At 70.2% G+C, this 23,368-nt stretch carries 19 protein-coding genes; 3 read left to right on the top strand and 16 right to left on the bottom strand.

Going from position 1 to position 23,368, the window contains the following annotated elements:
- Positions 1 to 83: 83 nt before the first annotated feature.
- From trmD to proS, 6 genes are all read right to left on the bottom strand, one after another.
- The gene (gene trmD / locus STRCI_RS28905; RefSeq protein WP_269661883.1) at positions 84 to 917 is read right to left on the bottom strand and encodes a tRNA (guanosine(37)-N1)-methyltransferase TrmD; all 834 of its coding nucleotides are present in this window, start codon (positions 915 to 917) and stop codon (positions 84 to 86) included.
- The gene (rimM, locus tag STRCI_RS28900; RefSeq protein WP_269661882.1) at positions 917 to 1,468 is read right to left on the bottom strand and encodes a ribosome maturation factor RimM; all 552 of its coding nucleotides are present in this window, start codon (positions 1,466 to 1,468) and stop codon (positions 917 to 919) included. Before rimM ends, trmD begins: the two co-directional genes overlap by 1 nt.
- A gap of 88 nt (positions 1,469 to 1,556) precedes the next feature.
- A complete protein-coding gene (locus STRCI_RS28895; RefSeq protein WP_003973401.1) occupies positions 1,557 to 1,796 on the bottom strand; it encodes an RNA-binding protein in 240 nt (79 codons plus the stop codon).
- A 5-nt stretch (positions 1,797 to 1,801) separates the two neighbouring features.
- Positions 1,802 to 2,221 (bottom strand): 30S ribosomal protein S16, encoded by a 420-nt coding sequence (rpsP, locus tag STRCI_RS28890; protein WP_015657571.1) that lies wholly within the window; start codon positions 2,219 to 2,221, stop codon positions 1,802 to 1,804.
- Positions 2,222 to 2,535: 314 nt separating this feature from the next.
- Positions 2,536 to 3,132, bottom strand: a complete 597-nt coding sequence (locus tag STRCI_RS28885) for a hypothetical protein (protein ID WP_015657572.1) — start codon at positions 3,130 to 3,132, stop codon at positions 2,536 to 2,538.
- 259 nt (positions 3,133 to 3,391) lie between these two features.
- Positions 3,392 to 4,804 carry a proline--tRNA ligase gene (gene proS, locus STRCI_RS28880; protein ID WP_269661881.1) on the bottom strand — a complete coding sequence of 471 codons (1,413 nt, stop codon included), beginning with the start codon at positions 4,802 to 4,804 and terminating at the stop codon, positions 3,392 to 3,394.
- 199 nt (positions 4,805 to 5,003) lie between these two features.
- On the opposite strand from proS, the gene STRCI_RS28875 reads away from it, so the two are divergent.
- Complete coding sequence (locus STRCI_RS28875) at positions 5,004 to 5,858, top strand: SAM-dependent methyltransferase (RefSeq protein WP_269661880.1); 855 nt, start codon at positions 5,004 to 5,006, stop codon at positions 5,856 to 5,858.
- 67 nt (positions 5,859 to 5,925) lie between these two features.
- On the opposite strand, the gene ffh is transcribed toward STRCI_RS28875, so the two are convergent.
- The 5 genes from ffh to nsdA all read right to left on the bottom strand — a co-directional run bounded on the left by ffh (position 5,926) and on the right by nsdA (position 13,524).
- Positions 5,926 to 7,476, bottom strand: coding sequence for a signal recognition particle protein (ffh, locus tag STRCI_RS28870; protein ID WP_269661879.1), 1,551 nt, complete (start codon positions 7,474 to 7,476; stop codon positions 5,926 to 5,928).
- 83 nt (positions 7,477 to 7,559) lie between these two features.
- Positions 7,560 to 10,010, bottom strand: a complete 2,451-nt coding sequence (locus tag STRCI_RS28865; protein WP_269661878.1) for a [protein-PII] uridylyltransferase — start codon at positions 10,008 to 10,010, stop codon at positions 7,560 to 7,562.
- A gap of 30 nt (positions 10,011 to 10,040) precedes the next feature.
- Positions 10,041 to 10,379, bottom strand: coding sequence for a P-II family nitrogen regulator (locus tag STRCI_RS28860; protein ID WP_003997576.1), 339 nt, complete (start codon positions 10,377 to 10,379; stop codon positions 10,041 to 10,043).
- Positions 10,376 to 11,716, bottom strand: a complete 1,341-nt coding sequence (locus STRCI_RS28855; RefSeq protein WP_269661877.1) for an ammonium transporter — start codon at positions 11,714 to 11,716, stop codon at positions 10,376 to 10,378. The genes STRCI_RS28860 and STRCI_RS28855 overlap by 4 nt, the downstream gene beginning before the upstream one ends.
- 326 nt (positions 11,717 to 12,042) lie before the next feature.
- Positions 12,043 to 13,524: a transcriptional repressor NsdA gene (nsdA, locus tag STRCI_RS28850; protein ID WP_269661876.1), complete on the bottom strand. Its 1,482-nt coding sequence runs from the start codon at positions 13,522 to 13,524 to the stop codon at positions 12,043 to 12,045.
- 457 nt (positions 13,525 to 13,981) lie between these two features.
- Here nsdA and STRCI_RS28845 point away from each other — a divergent pair, with 457 nt between their 5' ends.
- Complete coding sequence (locus STRCI_RS28845; protein ID WP_269661875.1) at positions 13,982 to 14,638, top strand: bifunctional DNA primase/polymerase; 657 nt, start codon at positions 13,982 to 13,984, stop codon at positions 14,636 to 14,638.
- 69 nt (positions 14,639 to 14,707) lie between these two features.
- On the opposite strand, the gene ftsY is transcribed toward STRCI_RS28845, so the two are convergent.
- The gene (gene ftsY / locus STRCI_RS28840) at positions 14,708 to 15,919 is read right to left on the bottom strand and encodes a signal recognition particle-docking protein FtsY (protein ID WP_015657580.1); all 1,212 of its coding nucleotides are present in this window, start codon (positions 15,917 to 15,919) and stop codon (positions 14,708 to 14,710) included.
- 102 nt (positions 15,920 to 16,021) lie between these two features.
- Between ftsY and STRCI_RS28835 the strand changes: the two genes are divergently transcribed.
- Complete coding sequence (locus STRCI_RS28835) at positions 16,022 to 16,990, top strand: LLM class flavin-dependent oxidoreductase (protein ID WP_269661874.1); 969 nt, start codon at positions 16,022 to 16,024, stop codon at positions 16,988 to 16,990.
- Between the two features lie 94 nt (positions 16,991 to 17,084).
- On the opposite strand, the gene STRCI_RS28830 is transcribed toward STRCI_RS28835, so the two are convergent.
- The 4 genes from STRCI_RS28830 to STRCI_RS28815 form a co-directional block, all read right to left on the bottom strand.
- The gene (locus STRCI_RS28830; RefSeq protein WP_269661873.1) at positions 17,085 to 18,500 is read right to left on the bottom strand and encodes a sugar porter family MFS transporter; all 1,416 of its coding nucleotides are present in this window, start codon (positions 18,498 to 18,500) and stop codon (positions 17,085 to 17,087) included.
- A gap of 145 nt (positions 18,501 to 18,645) precedes the next feature.
- Positions 18,646 to 22,200, bottom strand: coding sequence for a chromosome segregation protein SMC (smc, locus tag STRCI_RS28825; RefSeq protein ID WP_269661872.1), 3,555 nt, complete (start codon positions 22,198 to 22,200; stop codon positions 18,646 to 18,648).
- Between the two features lie 228 nt (positions 22,201 to 22,428).
- Positions 22,429 to 22,632: a hypothetical protein gene (locus STRCI_RS28820; protein ID WP_009327638.1), complete on the bottom strand. Its 204-nt coding sequence runs from the start codon at positions 22,630 to 22,632 to the stop codon at positions 22,429 to 22,431.
- 377 nt (positions 22,633 to 23,009) lie between these two features.
- Positions 23,010 to 23,291 carry an acylphosphatase gene (locus STRCI_RS28815; RefSeq protein ID WP_269661871.1) on the bottom strand — a complete coding sequence of 94 codons (282 nt, stop codon included), beginning with the start codon at positions 23,289 to 23,291 and terminating at the stop codon, positions 23,010 to 23,012.
- Positions 23,292 to 23,368 lie beyond the last annotated feature (77 nt).

The raw sequence follows: 23,368 nt of genomic DNA, 5'->3' as shown, positions 1-23,368 counted from the left end.
TTCCAGAGGATGCTGTCCGCGTCGGGGCGGGCGTCGTGTCCCCCTGTGGCAGGGGCGCACGCCGGACGGCGCACAACAGCGACCTATTCTTCCACGGCCTCCGGCCTGCGCCAAAATCGACCGTGCTGCTCGCCCTCGGGATCGGGCGCCCAGCCCAGGATGGAGAGCATCTCGCGGTCCTTCCTGTCGAAGGTCCTGGGGTCGCAGTGCTCGATCAGGTCCGGGCGGTGTGCCGTGGTGCGCTTGAGGGCCTCGTCGCGCCGCCAGCGGGCGATCCTGCCGTGGTGCCCGCTGAGCAGCACGTCCGGGATGCCCCGGCCGCGCCACTCGGGCGGCTTGGTGTAGACGGGCCCCTCCAGCAGGCTGGCCATGGCTCCGGGCGCGAAGGAGTCGTCGCGGTGGGACTCGGCGTTGCCGAGAACGCCGGGCAGCAGCCGGGCCACGGCCTCCGTCATCACCAGTACGGCCGCCTCGCCGCCGGCCAGGACGTAGTCGCCGATGGACACCTCGTGGACCGGCATCCGGGTGGCGTACTCGTCGATGACCCGACGGTCGATGCCCTCGTAACGGGCCGGGGTGAAGATCAGCCAGGGGCGCTCGGAGAGCTCCACGGCGAGTTCCTGGGTGAAGGGCCGGCCGCTGGGTGTGGGGACGATGAGCGCGGGCGCGTGGGAGCCGGTCTCGTAGCCCTCCGCGAGGACGGAGTCCAGCGCGTCGCCCCAGGGGTCGGTCTTCATGACCATGCCGGGGCCGCCGCCATAAGGCGTGTCGTCGACCGTGTTGTGCCGGTCGTAGGTCCAGCCGCGCAGGTCGTGCACCTGGACGTTCAGCTGTCCACGCGCGCGTGCCTTGCCGACCAGGGAGACGTTCAGCGGTTCCAGGTACTCGGGGAAGATCGTGACGACGTCGAGACGCATTACGAGCCGTCCTCGGAGTCCCGCGAGGAGGCGATCTCCGCCTGGTCGTCGATCAGTCCGGGCGGCGGGTCGATGACGGCCTTCTGCTCGGCCAGGTCGATCTCGGTGACGATCTCCTCGACGAACGGGATCATCACCTCGCTGCCGTCGGCCCGCTCGACGATGAAGAGGTCCTGCGAGGGCAGATGCGAGATCTCGGTGATCCGGCCGACCTGCACACCGTCCTTGGTCACCACGTCCAGGTCCATCAGCTGGTGGTCGTAGTACTCGTCCTCCTCCTCGGGCAGCTCGTCGGGGTCGACGTCGGCGATGAGGAGGATGTTGCGCAGGGCCTCGGCGGCGGTGCGGTCGCGCACGCCCTCGAAGCGCAGCAGCAGCCGGCCGCTGTGCACTCGGCCGGTCTCGATGGTGAGCGGGCCGGCGGCGGCGGGGTCGGTGGCCAGTACGGCTCCGGGGCCGAGCCGGAGCTCCGGCTCGTCGGTGCGTACCTCGACGTTGACCTCGCCCTTGATGCCGTGGGCGCGGCCGATCCGGGCGACTACGAGCTGCACTTTTCGAAGATCTCCTGTCGTACGTACGACTGCGGGCCGGGGACGGCCAAGTGGCCCTCCCCGGCCCGAGCCGGTGCTGCGTTCGGCGTCAGCGGACGTGGTCCACGTCGACGAGGTCGACACGGACACCGCGGCCGCCGATGGCGCCCACGACGGTACGCAGAGCGCGTGCGGTGCGGCCGTTGCGGCCGATCACCTTGCCGAGGTCGTCGGGGTGGACCCGGACCTCCAGCACACGTCCGCGGCGCAGGTTGCGGGAAGCGACCTGCACATCGTCAGGGTTGTCGACGATGCCCTTCACGAGGTGCTCAAGCGCCTCTTCGAGCATGGTGCTCAGGCCTCGGCCGACGCGGACTCGGCGGCGGCCTCGTCCTTCTTCTCCGCCTTCTTCTTCTGGGTGATGGCCTCACCCTTGCCCTCGTCGTCGCCACCGAGGGCCTCGAACGACGGGCGCGCCTTCTTCGGCTCGGCAACCAGCAGCGGAGCCGGGGCGGGCTCGCCCTTGAACTTCTGCCAGTCGCCGGTCTTCTTCAGGATGGCGAGGACGGGCTCGGTCGGCTGCGCGCCGACACCCAGCCAGTACGCGACGCGGTCGGCGTCCACCTCGATGACCGACGGGTTGTAGGTCGGGTGGTACTTGCCGATCTCCTCGATCGCACGGCCGTCACGGCGGGTGCGGGAGTCGGCGACGACGATGCGGTAGTGAGGCGAACGGATCTTGCCCAGACGCTTCAGCTTGATCTTGACTGCCACGGGAGTGGATTCTCCTGGTTTTGACGTGGTTGGGCACGGCGAGATTGCCGCGTGGGGTTGCGGTACCCGAGTGCCCGATGGACGCGTCAGCCGGAGGAGAGAGGGGTCCTGTGCGGCTGTCGAGTACAGCTAGCCATTGTGCCACACCCGGCACGCCGCCTCGGACCGAGGGTGCGACGGGGCATGCCTGAGCGGCACCCGGCGTGGAGGTGACCTACGTCGGGTGCGCGGCCCGGCGCGTCGGGGTGCCGCTTCGGCGGCACCCCGGCGTGACCCACCGCACCGGCAGCCACGAGATGCCGGTGGTCGAGGGGTTACGCGGCGCCCATGACCTCCGGAATGCGGAACGGCTTCCCGCAGCCGCCGCAGACGATCGGGGCCTGGGCCAGGACCGAGGGGACCACGCGCACATTGCGGCCGCAGTCGCAGACCGCCTTGACGCGCACCCCGCCGCCGGACGAGCCGTGCCGGGCCGCCGGTCCGCGGAAGCTGCGGGCGGTGTCCGCGGACGTGGCCGCCGTGTGCGCCTTCAGGGCGCGCTGGAGACGCTCGATCGTCGGACGGTAGCGGCGCTTGGCCTCGGGGTTGAGCGTGACCAGGGAGAAACCGCTGCTCGGATGCGGTTCGTCCGGGTGGTCCAGGCCCAGTTCCTCGGCGATGGCAAGGAATCTGCGGTTGTGGTAGCGGCCGGCACGGGAGGTGTCGCGCACTCCGCGGGCGGCGGCGATACCGTGCACCGCCTCATGGAGAAGGCGCTCGAAGGAGAGCTCGTGTCCGCACGCGGACGACGACTCCCCGATCAGGGACTCTGGCGCGGCAAGGTCCGGCAGCTCGGGGTGGTGCCGCTGAATGTCGGCCCACGCCTCTGCCAGCTCTGCGGCGAGAACAGGTGGTGTCTGTGTCGTGCTCACGTAATGACAACGAGCCGGAGTGCCCGTGTGTTCCGATTCCGGGCCATCCCAAATAATTTGCACGTACCCGTCAGTTGCCGCTGATGCGTCCTGACGAGGGCCAGTGCGCTGATCTGCGGAGAACCCTCGCAGCTCCTACCAAGCCGGTGCGTAGTCTGACGTACGTACCGGCGCGTAGGCCGTCTCCGCGCGCCGGGATGACAGTGTCCGGCAGAGGCGCAAGAGGCCTTTCGGTCGCTCTCGCGCCTCCTGCCTCATCTCAGTAAGCGCGCGCGACGATCGCGACGTTACCCGGCGCGTCCTCGTCGTCCGGCACCGACCCGTCCTCGGCGACCAGACACCGTACGGTCACCGACTGCTCGGCCAGCCTGGCCTCGCCCGACGCACCGAGTGCCGCCCACGGAATGCGCGCCCAGCCGGTCGCGGCGGCCTCGACGGCCTCCTCGATCGTGGACACCTCCGCGGTACGGGACTCCCGCCGCTCCCGGGACTGCTTCAGCAGCAGCGCCTGATCGTCCTCCAGGATCCCGGGCAGCAGTTCTACGAGGGACTCGATGCCGACCGGCTCCTTGCCGCCCGGGATCCGGCGCGCCACCATCGCGGTGCCGTTCTCCAGGTCACGCGGCCCGATCTCGATCCGCACCGGCACGCCCTTGAGCTCCCAGTCGACCGCGCGCCGCCCGAAGGGGACGTCCGTGCGGTCGTCGACCCGGACCCGGACGCCCGCCGCCTTCAGCCGGTCGCCCAGCTCGCGGACCTTGGCCAGAACCGCATCATCACCCTTGATCGCGAGGACGACGACCTGGATCTGCGCCAGCCGCGGCGGGACCCGCAGACCGTTGTCATCTCCGTGAGTCATCACCAGGGCGCCGATCATGCGGGTCGTCGAACCCCAGGAGGTCTGCCAGACGAGCTCCTGCTTGCCTTCCTTCGACAGGTACTGCGTGTTGAAGGCCTTGGCGAAGTTCTGGCCCAACTCGTGGCTGGTGACCATCTGGAGGGCCTTGCCGTCACCCATCATGCTTTCGAGCGTGAGGGTGTTGACGGCCCCGGCGAAGCGCTCCTTGACCGTCTTACGGCCGGAGATGAAGTCCATCGCGAGGACGTTCCGCAGGAAGTCCCCGTAGACCTCGCTCTGGACGTGGGCGGCGAAGTCGCGCGCCTCCTCGTAGGTGGCGTGCGCGGTGTGGCCCTCCTGCCACAGGAACTCCGTCGTGCGCAGGAAGAGCCGGGGCCTCAGTTCCCAACGCACCACGTTCGCCCACTGGTTGATCAGCAGGGGCAGATCGCGGTAGCTCTGCACCCACTTGGCGAAGTAGTCGTTGATGATCATCTCGGAGGTGGGCCGGACCACCGCCGGCTCCTCCAGCTCCTTGCCGCCGGCGTGCGTCACCACCGCCAGCTCGGGCGCGAAGCCCTCGACGTGGTCGGCCTCCTTGACGAAGTACGACTGCGGGATCAACAGCGGGAAGTACGCGTTCTGGGTGCCGGTCTCCTTGATGCGGGCGTCCATCTCCGCCTGCATCCGCTCCCACAGCCCGTACCCGTACGGTCGGATCACCATCGTGCCGCGCACCGGCCCGTTGTCGGCCAGCTCGGCCTTGGCGATCAGATCCTGGTACCAGCGCGGGAAGTCGTCCGCCCGCGGGGTGAGAACGGGTGCTTTTGCCATGGCGCGATGGTACGGGCCCACGTTGCCGGAATGTGAATTCTCGCCACAGGCGCGGCCCGGCCACAAGCAGGGCCCTACGACCCCTGGACGCCGGGTCGAGCGCGGAGTTACCTGGCATACGGGGGGAGAGCGAGCGCATTTTCACGGGGGCTGAGCAATCGGGCACATCGGCAACTCTCGGCGGATTGGGGCGCTTTCGATGACACCTACGCTCGTGCGGCACCACCTGACTCACACGGGACCCTCGACCCGTGTGGACCTGTGGGCACGCGCGCGTGACTGGTCCGAGATCCAGGAGCGGATGCTGGTTCCGCTCTACGAGGCCGTCTACGAACGGCTCGAAGTGGGCTCCGGCACCCGGCTGTTGGGCCTCGGGTGCGGTTCCGGACTCGCCCTGCTGATGGCGGCCGCGCGGGGAGCCGCGATCACCGGTGTCGAGCCCTCCTCGCGCGAACGGCTGGCGCTTGCCAGACAGCGGCTGCTCCCCGAGACCTGGGGCGCACGCGCGCGTGCCGACACCCGGCTGCTGGAGCGCTCGCCGGGGGACGCGGCCGACGCGGAGACGCCCGCGTACACCCTGGTGACCGCGTTCGAGCCGATCGGGTGCCTCGCGGGCGACTCCGAAGGGCTCGGTGCACTGCTGCGAGGGACGACCCCGCTCGCCGGGCACGGGGCGGCCGTGGTGCTGGCCGGCTGGGGTCCGCCGGAGCGCTGCACCACCTCGGCCGTACTGCGCGCCACCGGACTCGCCGATCCGCCCCAGGGCACGGGCAGTCGGCGCCCCGCCCATCGCGACGACCTGGAGGACGTCGCCCGGAGGGCGGGCCTGCGCCCCGACGGCTCCGGCCGGGTGGCGTGCCCCTTCGGATACGCCGACGTCGACAGCGCCGTACGCGGGATGCTGTCGACCGGGCTGTTCGACGCGGCGCTCGCCGCGACCGACCCGGCGCAGGTGGAGAAGGAAGTGACGGAGGCACTGCATCCGTATCAGCGGCCGGACGGGACGGTGTGGATGCCGAACGTGTTCCGGTACCTGATCGCGCGCGTGCCCTGAGCCTGGGGAACGCCGAGGGCGCCCCCGATCACCAGGGGCGCCCTCGATGCCGTGTCCGAACCGGGTCTCAGCCCATGAACTTCTTGAACTCGTCCGGGAGCTCGAAGTCCTGCGGAGCCTGCTGGCCGGGGACGCCGAAGGCGCCGCCCTGAGCCGCGGCCGCGCGCCGGGCGGCCTCCTCCTGCTCCTGCTGCTTGCGCTTCATCGGGTTGCCCGAGCGCTGCTTGCCCTTGGCCTTCTTCGGCTGCTTCTTGGTACGGCCGGCGCCGCCACCCATGCCCGGCATCCCCGGCATGCCCGGCATACCGCCGCCCTGGGCCATGCGGGACATCATCTTGCGGGCCTCGAAGAACCGCTCGACGAGGTTCTTCACCGCGCTGACCTCGACACCGGAACCCTTGGCGATACGGGCACGGCGCGAGCCGTTGATGATCGTCGGTTCCTGACGCTCGGCCGGGGTCATCGACTTGATGATCGCGGCGGTGCGGTCGACGTCCCGCTCGTCGAGGCTGTTGATCTGGTCCTTGATCTGGCCCATGCCGGGAAGCATGCCGAGCAGCTTGCTGATGCTGCCCATCTTCCTGACCTGCTCCATCTGGGACAGGAAGTCGTCGAGGGTGAAGTCCTGGCCCTTCTTGGAGGCCAGCTTCTCCGCCATCTTCTGGGCTTCGGCCTGGTCGAAGGTCTTCTCCGCCTGCTCGATCAGGGTGAGCAGGTCACCCATGTCGAGGATGCGGGAGGCCATCCGGTCCGGGTGGAAGGCGTCGAAGTCGTCGAGCTTCTCGCCGTTCGAGGCGAACATGATCGGCTTGCCGGTGACCTGGCGGATCGACAGCGCGGCACCACCGCGGGCGTCGCCGTCCAGCTTGGAGAGCACCACGCCGTCGAAGCCGACGCCGTCGCGGAAGGACTCGGCGGTGTTGACCGCGTCCTGACCGATCATGGCGTCGACGACGAAGAGGATCTCGTCGGGGCTGACCGCGTCCCGAATGTCCGCGGCCTGCTGCATCATCTCCTGGTCGATACCCAGGCGGCCGGCGGTGTCGACGATGACGATGTCGTGGACCCGGGACTTCGCGAACTCGATGGAGTCCTTGGCGACCTTGACCGGGTCACCGACGCCGTTGCCCGGCTCCGGCGCGTAGACCGCGACCTCGGCGCGCTCGGCGACGACGCTGAGCTGGTTCACGGCGTTCGGCCGCTGGAGGTCACAGGCGACCAGCAGCGGGGAGTGGCCCTGCTCCTTCAGCCACCGGCCGAGCTTTCCCGCGAGGGTGGTCTTACCGGCACCCTGGAGACCGGCCAGCATGATCACGGTGGGCGGCTGCTTGGCGAAGCGGAGGCGTCGGGTCTCGCCGCCCAGGATCGTCACGAGTTCCTCGTTGACGATCTTCAACACCTGCTGGGCGGGGTTCAGCGCCTTGGAGACCTCGGCACCGAGCGAGCGCTCCTTGACGCTCTTGATGAACGTCCGCACGACCGGCAGCGCCACGTCGGCTTCGAGGAGTGCGATGCGGATCTCGCGCGCGGTGGCGTCGATGTCCGCCTCGGAGAGCCGTCCCTTGCCGCGCAGGTTCTTGAAAGTCGCTGAGAGGCGATCGGAGAGAGTATCGAACACGGCGCTCGCGGTCCTCGGGGTCGGTGGCAGCTGGGAATCGCCCTCCAGGGTATCCCGGCGGCGGGAGTCACCGGGATCCCCGTTCAGTCCCTCAGTGTCTCCTCCAGTTTCCGGGCCACCGAAGCCGCCTCCTCGCGGGGCAGCGGGGCGCCCTCGGGGCCTGTGACGTAGAACGCGTCCACCGCGTTCGCGCCCAGGGTGCTCACGTGTGCGCTCCGCACCCGTACCCGTGCGTCCTCCAGCGCCCTGCCGATGCGGAACAGCAGGCCGGGGGCGTCCTGGGCGCGGACCTCGATGACCGTGGCGAGGCGCGAGGCGGCCGGGTGGACGGTCACGCGGGCGGGCGGGGCCAGGACGCCGCGGCGGCGCGGGTAGGCCGCGTCCCGCTCGGCCAGGCGGCCCGCGATGTCGAGGGTGCCGTCCAGGGCGCGGACCAGGTCGGCGCGGAGCCGGGCGGCCTGGGGCAGGGAGCCGTACTCGGCGGCGACCCGCCAGTTCAGCAGCAGGACCGAGCCCTCGACGCCGTCGGGGAGGTCCACGGCGCGCAGCTCGGCGGTGCGGACGGTCAGACGGTGCATGGCGAGGACTCCGGCCACCGCGGGCAGCACGCCGGGCTGGTCCGGCACCGCGATGAGCAGCTCCACACCGAGGGGCTCCGGGTCACCGGTGGGCTGGTCGTCCGTCGGTGGCTCGGTCTGCGCGCGCAGTGCCAGCACCGGGCTGCCCGTCGCGACCGACTCGATGGCGAGCCGCTCCTGCTCGGCGGTCGGCGCGGCGGCCTCCGGCTCCTGCGGGGCGTCCCCGGCGAGCACCGCCGAGACGCGTTTGACCAGGTCGGCGACGAGTGAACCGCGCCAGGACGACCAGGCGGCGGGCCCGGTGGCCAGCGCGTCTGCCTCCGTCAGCGCGTGCAGCAGCTCCAGGGTGCCCTGGGTGCCGACCGCGTCGGCGACCGACCGGACCGTGGCCGGGTCCTCCAGGTCACGCCGGGTGGCGGTGTCGACGAGCAGCAGATGATGCCGTACGAGGGTGGACAGGACCGCCACGTCGTCGCGGTCGAAGCCGATCCGTGCGGCGACGTCGCGGGCGATGATCTCGCCGGCCACCGAGTGGTCGCCGGGCCAGCCCTTGCCGATGTCGTGCAGCAGGGCCGCGACCAGGAGCAGGTCGGGGCGGTGGACGCGCCGGGTGAATTCGGAGGCGCGCACGGCCGTCTCGATGAGGTGCCGGTCGACGGTCCAGATGTGCACGGCGTTGCGCTGGGGGCGGCAGCGGACCCGCTCCCAGTCGGGCAGGAGGCGCGTGATCAGGCCCTCGGCCTCCAGCGCCTCCCAGACCTCGATGGTCGGGCGGCCGGAGCCGAGCAGGGTGACGAGCTGCTCGCGGGCCTCGGCGGGCCAGGGGCTGGACAGCGGGCGTGTGGTGGCGGCCAGGCGCCGTACGGCGTGCAGGGAGAGCGGGAGGCCGGCCTGGGCCGCGGCGGCCGCGGCGCGCAGGGGGAGCACGGGGTCGCGTTCGGGGCGCGCGGCACGGGCGAGCACCACCTCGCCCTCCTGTTCCACGACGCCCTCGGCGAGCGGGGAGCGCTCGGCGGTCGGCTTCGCGCCGCCGCCCAGCATGGCGCGCAGCCTCGGCCGCACGGCGCGCGAACGCAGCACGCGCCCCACTTCACGCCAGGTGACATCACTGGCGTACGAGATGACCCGTGCCGACTCGTACACCTGCCGCAGCAGGGTGTCGGCGTCCAGGAGTCCCAGCTCGGCGGCGACCTGGTCCTGTTCCTGGAGCGCGAGCCGGTCGGTCGCACGCCCCGTGGCCAGATGCAGGGCGTCGCGTACGTCGAGCAGCCGGCGCCGGGCGTCGTCGAGACCCTCGCGCGGGGCGTCGGCCAGCCAGGAGGCGGCGACGGCGCGCAGGATCGTGGCGTCCCTGAGTCCGCCGCGGGCCTCCTTGAGATCGGGTTCGAGGAGGTACTGCAGCTCGCCCTGGCGCTCGGCGCGCTCGGCGGAGAGTTCCTGGAGCTCGGGGAGCCGTTTGGGTGCCTGGTTGCGCCAGTCGGCGAGGACGGCGGTGCGCAGTCCGGCGGTCAGTCCGAGGTCGCCCGCGATGTGGCGGGCGTCGAGGAGGCCGAGCTGGACCTTCAGGTCCTCCCCGGCGGTCTTGCGGGCCTCGGCGGGCGTACGCACCGAGTGGTCCAGGTCGAGGCCCAGGTCCCAGACGGGGTACCAGATCCGGTCGGCCAGGGCGGCGACGGCGTCCGCGTCGGAGCCGTCGTGCAGCAGGAGCAGGTCCAGGTCGCTGCGTGGGGACAGCTCGCCACGGCCGTAGCCGCCGACCGCGATCAGGGAGATGCCGCGCAGGCCCTCGGCCCCGGCCGCGAACAGTCCGGTGAGCCAGTCGTCGGTGAGTTCCGCGAGGGCGGTACGGCGCGGCGGCCCGGACCGCGCCCCCTCGGTGAGGAGGCGCAGCCGGGCCGCCGCGTAGCCGCTGGGTCCCGAGTCATCTGCTTCTTTCCGCACGTCCGTACTCGTCACCCAGCGACTCCTGTCTTCACTTCCTGCGGTTCAGAGCGCGTCGGGCCCGCGCTCGCCGGTGCGGACCCGTACGGCCGTCTCGACCGGCAGGGACCAGACCTTGCCGTCACCGATCTTGCCGGTGCGGGCCGCCTTGACGATGACGTCGATCAGCTGCTCGGCGTCGTCGTCCTCGGCGAGGACCTCGATGCGGATCTTCGGGACCAGGTCGACGGTGTACTCGGCACCGCGGTAGACCTCGGTGTGGCCCCGCTGACGACCGTAGCCGCTGGCCTCGGTGACCGTCAGGCCGTGTACTCCGAAGGCCTGGAGGGCTTCCTTGATCTCGTCGAGCCGGTGCGGCTTGACGACGGCGGTGATGAGCTTCATGCGTCCACCTTCTTGCTCGCCGTGTCGGCGGCCGGGGCCGGGGCGGTGGTCCGGGCGGCACCGCCGCCGGCACCGCTGAAGTCGTATGCGGTCTCGGCGTGCTCGGCCTGGTCGATGCCGGCCACCTCGTCGTCCTCGGAGACCCGCATGCCGATGGTCTTGTCGAGGACGAAGGCGAGCAGCGCGGAGACGACCAGGGAGTAGGCGAGGACGGCACCGACACCGGCGCACTGCTTCCAGAACTGGGTCAGGCCGCCGCCGTAGAAGAGGCCCTCGACCTCGGACTGGCCCTTGCCGCTGGCGAAGAAGCCGACCAGCAGGGAGCCGACGATGCCGCCGACCAGGTGCACGCCGACGACGTCGAGCGAGTCGTCGTAGCCGAGCTTGTACTTCAGGCCGACCGCCATGGCGCAGAGCAGACCGGCGATGGCGCCGACCGCGATCGCGCCGACCGGGGAGACCGCGCCGCCGGACGGGGTGATGGCGACCAGACCGGCGACCGCGCCGGAGGCGGCGCCCAGCGTGGTGAAGGCGCCGTGGCGGATCTTCTCGTAGAGGAGCCAGGACAGCATGGCGGCGGCGGTGGCGACCTGAGTGTTGACGAACATCAGCGCGCCGACGCCGTCGTCGTTGCCGAGCCACGAGCCGGCGTTGAAGCCGAACCAGCCGAACCACAGCAGACCGGCGCCGAGCATGACCAGCGGGAGGCTGTGCGGGCGCATCGGGTCCTTCTTGAAGCCGACCCGCTTGCCGATGACCAGGATCACGCCGAGGGCCGCGGCACCGGCGTTGATGTGGACGGCCGTACCACCGGCGAAGTCGATGACGCCGAGGTCGAAGGCCCAGCCGCCGGACGGCGCCCAGACCCAGTGCGCGACCGGGAAGTAGACGATGACGGCCCAGAGGGTGATGAACAGCGCCCAGGCGCTGAACTTCACGCGGTCCGCGAGCGCACCGCTTATCAGGGCGGGGGTGATGATCGCGAACATCAGCTGGAAGACGGCGAAGACATAGATGGGGATGTTGTAGATGTCCCACAGTTCGGCGTTGCCGACGCCGCTGAGTCCGACGTAGTCGGACGTCCAGCCGATGAGCCCGCCGTGCGAGTCACCGAAGGCGAGGGAGAATCCGAAGAGCACCCACAGGATGGTGATGATCCCCAGGCTGATGAAGCTCATCATCAGCATGTTCAGGGTGCTTTTGACGCGGACCATGCCTCCGTAGAAGAAGGCCAGGCCCGGGGTCATGAGCATCACCAGGGCGGAGCAGATGAGCATGAAGCCTGTGTTGGCGGCAGAGAGCTCCGTCTCTGCGGCAAGCGTGATGGCTGGTGCCATCGGCGTCTCCTCGTCGTTGGTACGGCCCCGTGCGGGCAGAGCCTTGAGCGGATTGAGGGGTGGGCCGGTTATGCGCCATGAGATTGGCGCAGCGCGGTTTCGGTGGAAGCCCCTCGTTGTTTCGCCGCCGTGACGAAGGCGCCTTGGGTGTTACGCCTCGATGAACTGCCGGATTAAGGGTCCGTCGATCGTTATCGTGGCGCAACCTTCGGAAGAAGGTATGGGCCGACCGCGGGCGGCCTTCCGATGACCTGGCATGGGGGAGCCGAGTCGGGCAGTTCGGGAGGGCCGGCCCGCGGCCGGGGCTCGAGCGGGATCGCGGTTTCTCAGACCGCCTCGGCGGTCTCGGGCAGCTCGATGGCGAGCCGGTCGGTGAGGTCCACGACCTCGTGCAGATCACCGAAATCGCGTACGGCCGTGTCGACCGTCTTGCGGATCCGGGTGTTGACGCGCTCGGAGCGCACCTTCTTGGCGATCTGCATGGCGTCGGTGGCGTACTGCGCGCTGCGCTCCGGCTCGCGCCTGAGGAGATGGACCGTGGCCATACCGATGAGGTTCAGCGCGTAGGAGCGCTGGTGCTCGCTGTCCTTGGCGAAGAGGTCGACGGCCCGCTGCATCAGCGGCTCGGCCAGCGAGGCGTAGGTCGGGCTACGGCCCGCGACATAGGCGAGGTCGCGGTAGGAGTGGGAGTTCTCGCCGTACAGCTCGGCCTCGGAGAAGAAGCGGATCCAGTCGGGGTCGGGCTCGTCCCACTCCTCGGCCTCGGCGAAGGTGTCCTCGGCCATCCGTACGGCCCTCTTGCACTTGCCGGGCTGGCCCATGTTGGCGTACGCGCGGGCCTCCATCGCATACAGCATCGACTGGGTGCGCGGGCTCGCGCAGTCCCGGCTGCCGTACTGGGCGAGGTGGACCAGTTCGAGGGCGTCGTCGGGGCGGCCGAGGTGGATCATCTGGCGGCTCATGCTGGACAGGACGTAGGAGCCGAGGGGGCGGTCGCCGGCCTCCTTCGCGGCGTGCAGGGCGAGCACGAAGTACTTCTGGGCCGTGGGCTGGAGGCCGACGTCGTAGGACATCCAGCCGGCCAGTTCGGCGAGTTCGGCGGCGACCTTGAAGAGGATGCGGGTGGTCGACTCGGGCTGGGGTTCCTGGAGGAGGTCGGTCACCTCGTGCAGTTGGCCGACGACGGCCTTGCGGCGCAGGCCGCCGCCGCACTGGGCGTCCCACTGCCGGAACATCACGGTGGTGGACTCCAGCAGCTCCAGTTCGGGCTTGGAGAGCCGGCCGCGGCGGAGTTGGGCGGGGGGTTCGGGCTCGCCGCGCGGGGCGGTCGGGGAGGGGACCAGCCAGCGCTGCATCGGCTCGATGAGGGACGGGCCCGCGGACAGGCTCAGCGACGTCCCGAGGAAGCCGCGCCGCGCCAGCATCAGGTCGCTGCGCGAGAACTCGCTGAGCAGGGCCACGGTCTGCGGGCCCGTCCAGGGGAGGTCCACTCCGGACACCGACGGTGACTGACGGGCGGCGCGCAGGCCGAGGTCCTCGACGGAGACGACACAGCCGAACCGTTCGGAGAACAGCTCGGACAGGATCCGCGGGATCGGCTCGCGCGGGTTCTCGCCGTCCAGCCAGCGGCGTACCCGGGAGGTGTCGGTGGAGATGTGGTTGGCACCCAACTGACGGGCCCGGCGGTTGACTTGGCGGGCGAGTTCGCCCTTCGACCAGCCGCTGCGCACGAACCAGGACGTGAGCAGCTCGTTCGGGCGCTTGTCAGCGTTCAGAGCGTTCGTGTCGCTTCCGCTGGTGCCGCTCACTGGAAGCCCCCATCCCTTGGACCACTTGTCACCGAGTGCGCCAAGCCCTATCAGAATGCCGGTAAATACGGCCGCCCGTCCGGAAGTTCTCACCCTTCGAACGGAAAGCCGAGTTGCCTCCGGCATACCCACAAGTGCAATTGCCCCCAGGACTCGTGCACTCAAAGTAATCCTACGATCACCCGTCCAGCCATGGCGATCCCGGAAACGCCACCATTCGCCACCCCTTCGAATGAACTCACGGTCGCCTCCGCACGATTCACTTGACATAGGACCACCGGGAGTGGGCGGAGCGATGCACCCAGGGGCGCGCACCGCCGGGCGCACCACCCGGGGCGCTTCCGAGCGCCGTCCGGAGTGCGTGGAGCCGGGCGCCGGAACACCCAGGGTGGACACAGAGGGTCACGATCCGAATCCGCGTCGTAACCACCGACGCGCCGGGCCCGTTGGAGGGGGCATGGGCTTCACGATCGCCGGCATCCGCGAGATCCGTTCCGGCACGCGCCGACGCGGCCGTCCGTCGGAGTGCACCGCCGTCGCCGAGTTCACCGGACTGTGGGGCTGGGACGTGGTGCCGGGCGCACGGGCGGCGGCAGGCGCCTGCTCCTGCGGCCGGGCGGACTGCCGTGAACCCGGCGCGCACCCCCTGGACTTCGCCTCCCAGGTCCCGGCCGGCGCCACCCTGGACGAGGCGACCCGCACCTGGGCGGAGTTCCCCGGCGCCGCGATGATGCTGGCGGTCGGCCGGGCGTTCGACGTGATCGAGGTGGCCGAACCGGCCGGGCGCCGCGCGCTGGCCCGGCTGGAGCGGATGGGCCTGCCGGTCGGCCCGGTCACCGCCACACCCGACGGCCGCGCGCACTTCTTCGTCGCCCCCGGCGCCGCCGCCGAACTCCCCGAACTGCTCTACCGCATGGGCTGGGACGACCCGACCTCCCTGGACCTGCGGGGCCTGGGCCCCGGCACGCACATCACGGCCCCGCCGTCCGACCGCGGCGGCCTCGGCCCGGTGCGCTGGCTGCGCTCCCCCGCCCTGGACTCGGCGACGAAGCCGCCCGCCGCGCGACTGCTCCTGGGGACGCTGGCGTACGTGGCGCACCGCTCCCGCGCGTAGCGCGGCACACGACAAAGCGCCCGCCACCAACTGGACCTTGGGGCGGGCGCTTCTTCGCGACAGCGGTTGTCACTCTCCGATAAGCGCATCCACGAACGCCTCCGGCTCGAACGGCGCCAGATCGTCCGGGCCCTCGCCCAGACCGATCAGCTTGACCGGCACGCCCAGCTCGCGCTGCACGGCGATCACGATGCCGCCCTTGGCCGTACCGTCCAGCTTGGTCAGCACGATGCCGGTGATGTCCACGACCTCGGCGAACACCCGGGCCTGCACGAGACCGTTCTGTCCGGTCGTCGCGTCCAGGACCAGGAGCACCTCGTCGAGCGGCGCGTGCTTCTCCACGACCCGCTTGACCTTGCCGAGCTCGTCCATTAGCCCGGTCTTGGTGTGCAGCCGGCCCGCGGTGTCGATGAGGACGACGTCGCAGTCCATCTCCTTGCCCTCCTTCACCGCGTCGAAGGCGACGGAGGCGGGGTCACCGGCCTCCGGACCGCGCACGGTGTGGGCGCCGACCCGCTCGCCCCAGGTCTGGAGCTGGTCGGCGGCGGCGGCCCGGAAGGTGTCGGCGGCACCCAGGACGACGGTGTTGCCGTCGGCGACCAGGACCCGGGCCAGCTTGCCGGTGGTGGTGGTCTTGCCGGTGCCGTTGACGCCGACGACCATCACGATGCCGGGCTTGCGGTCCTCCGGCTCGGTCTTCACGGTCCGGTCCAGGTCGGTGCCGACCAGCTTGAGCAGCTCCTCGCGCAGCAGGCCGCGCAGCTCCGCGGGGGTCCGGGTGCCGAGCACCTTGACCCGCTCGCGCAGGCCCTCGACCAGCTCCTGGGTGGGCAGCACACCGACGTCGGCGGTGAGCAGCGTGTCCTCGATCTCCTCCCAGGTGTCGTCGTCCAGGTGCTCGCGCGAGAGCAGCGTGAGCAGGCCCTTTCCGAGGGCGTTCTGGGAGCGGGAGAGACGGGCGCGGAGCCGGACCAGACGGCCCGCGGTGGGCTCCGGGACCTCGATCTCGGCCGGCGGGAGCTCTTCGACTACGGGCGGTTCCTCGACGGCGGCCGGGGCCGAGCCGTCGGGCAGGTCCACCTCCTCTATCGTCCGGCGCGGTTCGTCGCGCGGGGTCTCGGCCTCGTCGCCGACGTGCGGCTCGGCCGGAGGGGCGGTGAGGTCGGGCGCTGCGGGGGGCGGCGGGGGCAGCTGCTTCTTGCGCCGGCTGCCGACGACGAGCCCGCCGAGCGCACCGAGCACGACCACGGCGATGACTACAGCAAGGATGACGATGTCCATAACCCGTCCAGTATCGGCCATGGAGTACGGGGACACCCCTCTGGATGTCTGACACACCGTCAGCTAATCTCCTCCCCCACCCGCCCGGTGAAGGGGGACCCCATGCCCGTCACGGTCGTCCGCTTCAATCTCGTCGAGCCCGGCGCCACCCCCGCCTCGCTCGCCGCGCGCTACCGCACCGCCCTGGAGATGGCCGGGTACGCCGACGAGCACGGCGTCACCACGGTCCAGACCGAGGAGCACCACGGCGTCGACAACAACTGGCTGCCGTCGCCGTTCGCCTTGGCCGCGGCGGTCTTCGGCGCGACGAAGCGCCTCGCGGTCACGGTCTCGGCGATCATCGGCCCGCTGCACGACCCGCTGCGTCTCGCCGAGGACATCGCCGTACTGGACCTGCTCGGCGCCGGCCGTCTGGTGACGGTCGCCGGGATCGGGTACCGCCCCGAGGAGTACGCCCTCTTCGACGTGGACTGGAAGCGGCGCGGCAGACTCCAGGACGAACTGCTGGAGACCCTGCTGAACGCCTGGACCGGCGAGCCGTTCGAGTACCGCGGCCGGACCGTACGGGTCACCCCGCGCCCCTTCACCGAACCGCACCCGCTGCTGCTGGTCGGCGGCTCCTCGAAGGCCGCCGCACGCCGGGCCGCCCGCCTGGGCCTGCCGTTCTTCCCCAGCGCGCATCTGCCGGAGCTGGAGGCGTACTACAAGGAGCGGCTCATCGAGTACGGCACCGAGGGCTGGACGATGATGCCGGCCGCCGAGACTCCGCTGCTGCACATCGCCGAGGACCCGGACCGGACCTGGGCGCGGTACGGCGAGCACTTCCTGCACGAGGCGCGGACGTACGCCTCCTGGCAGTCGGGCGACATCCGCTCGGCGGTCCGGTCGGCGGCGGGCACGGTCGAGGAGCTGCGCGCGGAGGGCGTGTACCGGGTGGTGACGCCCGGGCAGTGCGTGGCCCTGGGCCTGGACAACCTGGTGCTGCATCCGCTGTGCGGCGGGATGCCGGTCGAGGAGGGCTGGCGCAGTCTGCGGCTGCTGTGCGAAGACGTACTGCCCCGGCTCTCCTGACCGAGCCGAGGCAGTACGTGTCCTACAAGTACGAGGAGAGGGGCAGCGGGGATGTGGCCCTTCTCCCCGCGTCCGGGGGGCTCCCTGCGGAGCGTCAGCCCATGTCCTCCAGCTTCTTGCCCTTGGTCTCGGGCACGAACTTGAGGATGAAGGGGATGGAGAGGAAGGCGAACACCGCGTACATGACGTAGGTGAGCGAGAGGTTCCACTCGGCCAGGTCCGGGAAGGTGATCGTGATGACCCAGTTGGCGATCCACTGGGCCGAGGCGGCCACTCCGAGGGCGGCGGCGCGGATCTTGTTCGGGAAGACCTCACCGAGCATGACCCAGACCACGACACCCCAGGACAGGGCGAAGAAGAGCACGAAGGCGTTGGCGGCGATCAGCGCCACGGCACCCTGCGCGGTCGGCAGCGGGTCGTTGCCGTTCTGGTAGGAGAAGGCCCAGGCGGCGGCCGCCAGCGAGATGCCCATGCCCACCGAGCCGATCAGGGCGAGCGGCTTGCGGCCGAGGCGGTCGACGAAGATCATCGCGATCACGGTGCCGATGATGTTGATGATCGAGGTCTCGAACGAGTAGAAGAACGAGCTCGACGGGTCGACGCCGACGGACTGCCACAGCAGGTTCGAGTAGTAGAAGATGACGTTGATGCCGACCAGCTGCTGGAAGACGGAGAGGCCGATACCGATCCAGACGATCGGCAGCAGGCCGGACTTCCCGCCGAGCAGGTCCCGGAACGTCGACTTGTGGTCGCTGCGCATGGCCTGGTCGATCTCGGCGACCCGGGCGTCGAGGTCGATGTCGCCCTCGACGTCGGCGAGCACCTTCTTGGCGTCGTCGAGGCGGCCGGCGCTGATCAGATAGCGCGGGGACTCCGGGATGGCGAAGGACAGCAGGCCGTAGACGAGGGCCGGTACGACCATCACGCCCAGCATCCACTGCCAGGACTCCAGGCCCGCGATCTCGCCGCGCTCCGCACCGTCGGCCATGTTGAGGATGGCCCAGTTCACGAGCTGCGAGACGGCGATGCCGATGACGATGGCGGCCTGCTGGAACGAGGCGAGCCTGCCCCGGTAGGCCGGCGGGGCCACCTCCGCGATGTAGGCGGGGCCGATGACCGAGGCCATACCGATGGCTATACCGCCGAGGACACGCCAGGCGGCGAGGTCCCAGGCGGCGAACGGAAGCGCGGAGCCGACGGCCGACACGGCGAACAGCACCGCCGCGATCTGCATGACCCGGATACGGCCGATCCGGTCCGCGATCCGGCCGGCGATCGCCGCGCCGAGGGCGCTGCCGAGCAGGGCGCTGGCGGCGACGGTACCGGTGACGCCGGAGCTGAGGTCGAACCGGTCCTGGATACCGCCGTTGGCCCCGTTGATGACGGAGCTGTCATAGCCGAAGAGGAAGCCACCCATGGCCGCCGCCGCGGTGATGAAGACGACGTGCCCGAGGTGTTCGGGGTGCGTCGCCTTCGCTCCTGACTGGGGCGCCTGCGCTGTGCTGGTCACGTCGTACTCCTGAAGATGAAAGCAACGTTGCAGACCCTATGCCTTCAAGTTTCGAAGTCAATAGTTCATCGGCTGTGAGTTTTGAGGCATGGCAGGAGAATTGAGGAGTCTTTGTGTTCAAGACTTGAAGATGTAGTCCCTGTACTCAGCGAAGGCGTTGGCTGATGACCTTCGACACACCGTCGCCCTGCATGGAGACGCCGTACAGCGCATCGGCGACCTCCATCGTGCGCTTCTGATGGGTGATCACGATCAGCTGGGAGGCTTCCTGGAGCTCCTGCATGATGCGGATCAGCCGCTGGAGGTTGGTGTCGTCGAGGGCCGCCTCGACCTCGTCCATCACGTAGAACGGGCTGGGCCGCGCCTTGAAGATGGACACCAGCATCGCCACGGCGGTCAGTGAGCGCTCGCCGCCCGAGAGCAGCGACAGCCGCTTGACCTTCTTGCCCGGCGGGCGCGCCTCGACATCCACACCCGTGGTGAGCATGTTGTCGGGGTCGGTGAGCACCAGGCGCCCCTCGCCACCCGGGAACAGTCGGCTGAAGACGCCCTCGAACTCCCGGGCGGTGTCCCTGTATGCCTCGGTGAAGACCTGCTCGACCCGCTCGTCGACCTCCTTGACGACCTGGAGCAGATCGGCGCGGGTCTTCCTCAGGTCCTCCAGCTGCTCGCTGAGGAACTTGTGGCGCTCCTCCAGTGCGGCGAACTCCTCCAGCGCGAGCGGATTGACCTTGCCGAGCTGCTGGTACGCCCGCTCGGCCGCCTTCAGCCGCTTCTCCTGCTCCCCGCGCACGAACGGCCTCGGCCGGTTGCGCGGATGCTCGGGATCCTCCGGCAGCTCCTCGCCCTCGGCGGGCAGCGAGGGCGGTACGAGCTGATGGGGGCCGTACTCCTCGACGAGCCCGGCGGGCTCCACGCCGAGCTCCTCCAGCGCCTTGGTCTCCAGCTGCTCGATCCGCATCCGCTTCTCGGCGCCGAGCACCTCTCCGCGGTGCACGGAGTCGGTCAGTTTGTCGAGTTCGGCCTTGAGGTCGCGGCCGGTGTTCCGGGCGGCGGTCAGCTCCCGCTCTCTCAGGGCCTTCGCCGCGTCCGCTGCGGTGCGCTCCGCATCGGCACGGGTGAGGGAGACCTCCACGTGCGCGAGCAGTTGCCGGGCGCCGGACGCGACGGCTTCCGCGACGGCGGCCTCGTGCCGCAGGCGTGCCCGGCGCTGCTCGGCACGCGCGCGTGTCTCTCGTTCGGCGCGGGCGGCTCGGTCGAGGGAGTCGGCCCGTCCCGCGAGTCCCTTGACCCGTTCCTCGTGCGTACGGACCTGGAGGCGGGCCTCCATCTCGGTCTGCCGGGCGTTGGCGCCGTCGGCGGCGAGGCGGTCCCGGACGGAAGTGTCGGGCTCCTCCTCGACCGGCATCTCCTCGGCGACTTCGAGGCGCTCGGCGAGAACCTCGACCTCTTCCAGGGCCTTGTCCAGCGCGTCCTGCGCTCGCGCGGTGGCCGCGGCGGAGCGCTCCGCTTCTCCTGCGGCGCCTCGGGCCTGGCCGGCGAGCCGGCCCAGCTGCTGGGCCACGGCCGACTTCTCGCGGTCTGCGGCGCGGCGGCGGTCGGCCAGCTCCTCGACCTGGGCGGCGGTCTCTTTGCGTCGCTCGCCTGCCTCTTGCTGCGCTGCCGTGAGTTCGTCACACCGCACGGCCAGTACGTCCAGCTCGGCCGCTGCCTCGTCCACAGATGCCTGTACTTCGAGGAGGCTGGGGGCGCCTGCGGACCCGCCGTGGGCGAAGTGGGCGCCGAGGAGGTCGCCCTCTGCGGTTACGGCGGTGAGGTGGGGGTGGGTGTAGATCAGGTCCTCGGCGTCTTCGAGGGTGTCTACGACGACGATCCCGTGGAGGAGACGTCTTACGGCGGGCATCAGCTCGGAAGGGCCGCGGACGAAATCTGCCGCGTGCTGTTGTGTGGCGTCCGCCGTGCTCCTGGGGTATGTCTCCGGCGCCCCTGTCAGCAGAAGTGACGCCCTGCCCCCGTCCTGCTTCCGCAGCAAGCGGATCGCCTCCGCCGCCGCGGTGGGAGAGGTGACCGCCACCGCGTCCGCCGCCGCTCCGAAAGCCGCCGCCAACGCGACCTCGTGTCCTGACGTCACCGTCAGCAGTTCTGCTGCCGGGCCGAGCAGTCCCGTCAGGCGGTCTCTCGCGTCCAGCAGTGCGCCGGTACCGTCCTTCCGGCGCAGGCCCAGTGCCAACGCCTCGTGGCGGGCCTGGGTCGCCGCGCGTCTGCGTTCCGCCGCCGTGGTCGCTTCGCGGGCCGCCGTGAGCGCCGCCTCCGCCTCAGCCAGCGCCGCCCTCGCCGCGTCGTGCTGCTCCGCCAGTTCCGCGTCGCCCGCGTCGAGGCCGTCGACCTCGGCCTTGAGGGACTCGTACTCCTCCTGTGCGGAGACGGCCCGTTCCTGGGCCTCGTCGCGGGCGGAGGCGAGACGGTCGATCTCGGCCTGGGCGGAGGCGGCGCGTGAACGGGCCGCGTTGACCTGGCCGTTCAGCCGGGCCAGACCCTCGCGCCGGTCGGCGATGGCGCGGGCGACGTCCTTCAGCCGCCGTTCTTCGAGGGCGAGTTCACGCTCCAGCTCGGCGCGGTGGGCGACCGTGTCCTCCAGGGCGTGCTCGGCCGCCTCCAAGGCCGCCTCCAGCTCGGCCTCCTGCTCACGGATCCGCGCGGCCTCCCGCTCCATGTCCTCGGGGTCACGGCCGCGCCGCTCCTCGGGCGGGGCGGAAGTCGCGCTCTTCACGCGCGCGTCGGCGAGGGAGACGGTGCCGCGGACCCGCTCGGCGAGCTGGGAGAGCTCGTACCAGTTCTGCTGGGCGCGCTGGAGGCGCGGGGTGAGCTGCCGTACCTCGTCCTCCAGGAGCGCCTCGCGCTGGAGCGCCTTCTTCAGCTCCTGCTCGGCGGCTTCCTTGCGTCCCTTCAGGGCGGCCTCGTCGGCGACCTCGGTCTGGAGCGCCTCACGCAGCCGTACGAGATCGTCGGCGAGCAGGCGGAGGCGGGCGTCGCGCAGGTCGGCCTGGATGACGGCGGCCCGGCGCGCGACCGCCGCCTGGCGGCCGAGCGGCTTGAGCTGGCGCCGGAGTTCGTCGGTGAGGTCCTGCACGCGCGCGAGGTTGGCCTGCATCGCGTCGAGCTTGCGCAGCGCCTTCTCTTTGCGCTTGCGGTGCTTGAGGACGCCGGCGGCCTCCTCGATGAAGGCGCGGCGGCCCATGGGGTCGGCGTGCAGCACGGAGTCGAGCTGGCCCTGGCCGACGATGACGTGCATCTCGCGGCCGATGCCGGAGTCGGAGAGCAGCTCCTGGATGTCGAGGAGGCGACATGTGTCGCCGTTGATCTGGTACTCGCTGCCGCCGTTGCGGAACATGATCCGCGTGATGGTGACCTCGGCGTACTCGATGGGCAGTGCCCCGTCGGAGTTGTCGATGGTCAGCGACACCTCGGCGCGGCCGAGCGGCGGGCGCCCGGTGGTGCCGGCGAAGATGACGTCCTCCATCTTGCCGCCGCGCAGGGACTTCGCGCCCTGTTCGCCCATGACCCAGCTGAGCGCGTCCACGACATTGGACTTGCCCGAGCCGTTCGGTCCGACGACACACGTGATACCCGGCTCGAACCGGAGTGTGGTCGCCGATGCGAACGACTTGAACCCGCGGAGGGTCAGGGCCTTGAGGTGCACGCCGCTGGACTCTACCTTCCGGGGATGTCTCACTCCATGAACCCGCGGTTTCGCCCATGAACGCGCAGGGCACACCAGACGTTAAAGAGACTGAAAGGATGCGCGGGGGAAGTATTCGCGGGGGAAAGAAAGAAGGGACGCCGAAGCGTCCCTTGCAACTTCTGACAACTTAGCGGTTGATACGGGCAGCCCAACCGCCGCGTGTGCTGTTGTGGAGCAGTGCAGCGATCAGGTGAGCGCAGGCTCCGCCTGGTGTGCGTCGATGCTCTCCATGAGACTGTCGTGAGAAGCGGCAGCCGTCAGCGCGTCGTTCTCCGCCTGGATCCGTACCAGCTCGGATTCCAGGTCCTGTACGCGCTGCTGGAGCCGTCGCATCTCGGCGAGGAGTCGAGGGTCGGAGCCGCCGACGTAACCGAGAAGCGCCTTTGCCATGATGGATGGTCCTCCACACTGAGTGACCGACCGAAGCGGTGTGGGTCGTGAGGGATTCGCACCCACGGTGCTTGGCACTCTTGAGTTCTTGCTGCCGTTCTCACATGCCAAACAGCTAAGGTGCGCGGGGCTTTCAGCGTCTCACCAAAAAGTTTGACGGTCAACACGATCACGCCCCGTATTGACGGGCATCCCGGGGCGCGCGGCCTGATCGGCGGCGCTGCAACTGCTACGGGGCCCTGAGGGCGTGGCGATCATCCTTCACTGCGGAGCGTGCCAGCGCAAGCGTTTCTCGGCAACCACCTGGACCTTTCTCTTTCGGGCAGGTTCCGGTGGCAGGGTCCGCCGCTCCAGCGGGGGCGTGCCGTACGCCGGGATCAACGGATGGCGAAGCCGTCGTATCCCCCGCGAGGTGTGTCCCAGATCTCGGTGACGCCGTCCACGCGGCCGGGCGTGTCGTTCCCCTCCAGCCAGTCGAGGAGCCCTTGACAACCCGGGCGCGGACCTTCGGCGACCACTTGGACGCGTCCGTCGTCCAAATTGAGAGCAAAACCACTCAGGCCGCCGATCTCCAGCGCCTTGGCACGTGTGAACCAGCGAAAACCCACACCTTGCACGCGTCCACGCACCCAGGCGACCAGCCGAACATCCTCGCTCATGAGTGCAACCTAACCGCCCAATGTCTCACTGGGCACTTCCACACCCAGCGCCATGCGGTACCGTCCCCACCCAATGA

Origin of the sequence: Streptomyces cinnabarinus, assembly GCF_027270315.1 — a bacterium.
Classification (GTDB): domain Bacteria; phylum Actinomycetota; class Actinomycetes; order Streptomycetales; family Streptomycetaceae; genus Streptomyces; species Streptomyces cinnabarinus.
This window is presented reverse-complemented; position numbering and strand designations above follow the sequence as displayed.

Excerpts from the sequence above, each read along its gene's own strand:
- trmD (WP_269661883.1), bottom strand. The coding sequence starts at position 917 with ATGCGTCTCGACGTCGTCACGATCTTCCCCGAGTACCTGGAACCGCTG.
- STRCI_RS28895 (WP_003973401.1), bottom strand. The coding sequence starts at position 1,796 with ATGCTCGAAGAGGCGCTTGAGCACCTCGTGAAGGGCATCGTCGACAAC.
- proS (WP_269661881.1), bottom strand. The coding sequence starts at position 4,804 with ATGGCAAAAGCACCCGTTCTCACCCCGCGGGCGGACGACTTCCCGCGC.
- STRCI_RS28875 (WP_269661880.1), top strand. The coding sequence starts at position 5,004 with ATGACACCTACGCTCGTGCGGCACCACCTGACTCACACGGGACCCTCG.
- STRCI_RS28860 (WP_003997576.1), bottom strand. The coding sequence starts at position 10,379 with ATGAAGCTCATCACCGCCGTCGTCAAGCCGCACCGGCTCGACGAGATC.
- STRCI_RS28855 (WP_269661877.1), bottom strand. The coding sequence starts at position 11,716 with ATGGCACCAGCCATCACGCTTGCCGCAGAGACGGAGCTCTCTGCCGCC.
- STRCI_RS28845 (WP_269661875.1), top strand. The coding sequence starts at position 13,982 with ATGGGCTTCACGATCGCCGGCATCCGCGAGATCCGTTCCGGCACGCGC.
- ftsY (WP_015657580.1), bottom strand. The coding sequence starts at position 15,919 with ATGGACATCGTCATCCTTGCTGTAGTCATCGCCGTGGTCGTGCTCGGT.
- STRCI_RS28835 (WP_269661874.1), top strand. The coding sequence starts at position 16,022 with ATGCCCGTCACGGTCGTCCGCTTCAATCTCGTCGAGCCCGGCGCCACC.
- STRCI_RS28820 (WP_009327638.1), bottom strand. The coding sequence starts at position 22,632 with ATGGCAAAGGCGCTTCTCGGTTACGTCGGCGGCTCCGACCCTCGACTC.
- STRCI_RS28815 (WP_269661871.1), bottom strand. The coding sequence starts at position 23,291 with ATGAGCGAGGATGTTCGGCTGGTCGCCTGGGTGCGTGGACGCGTGCAA.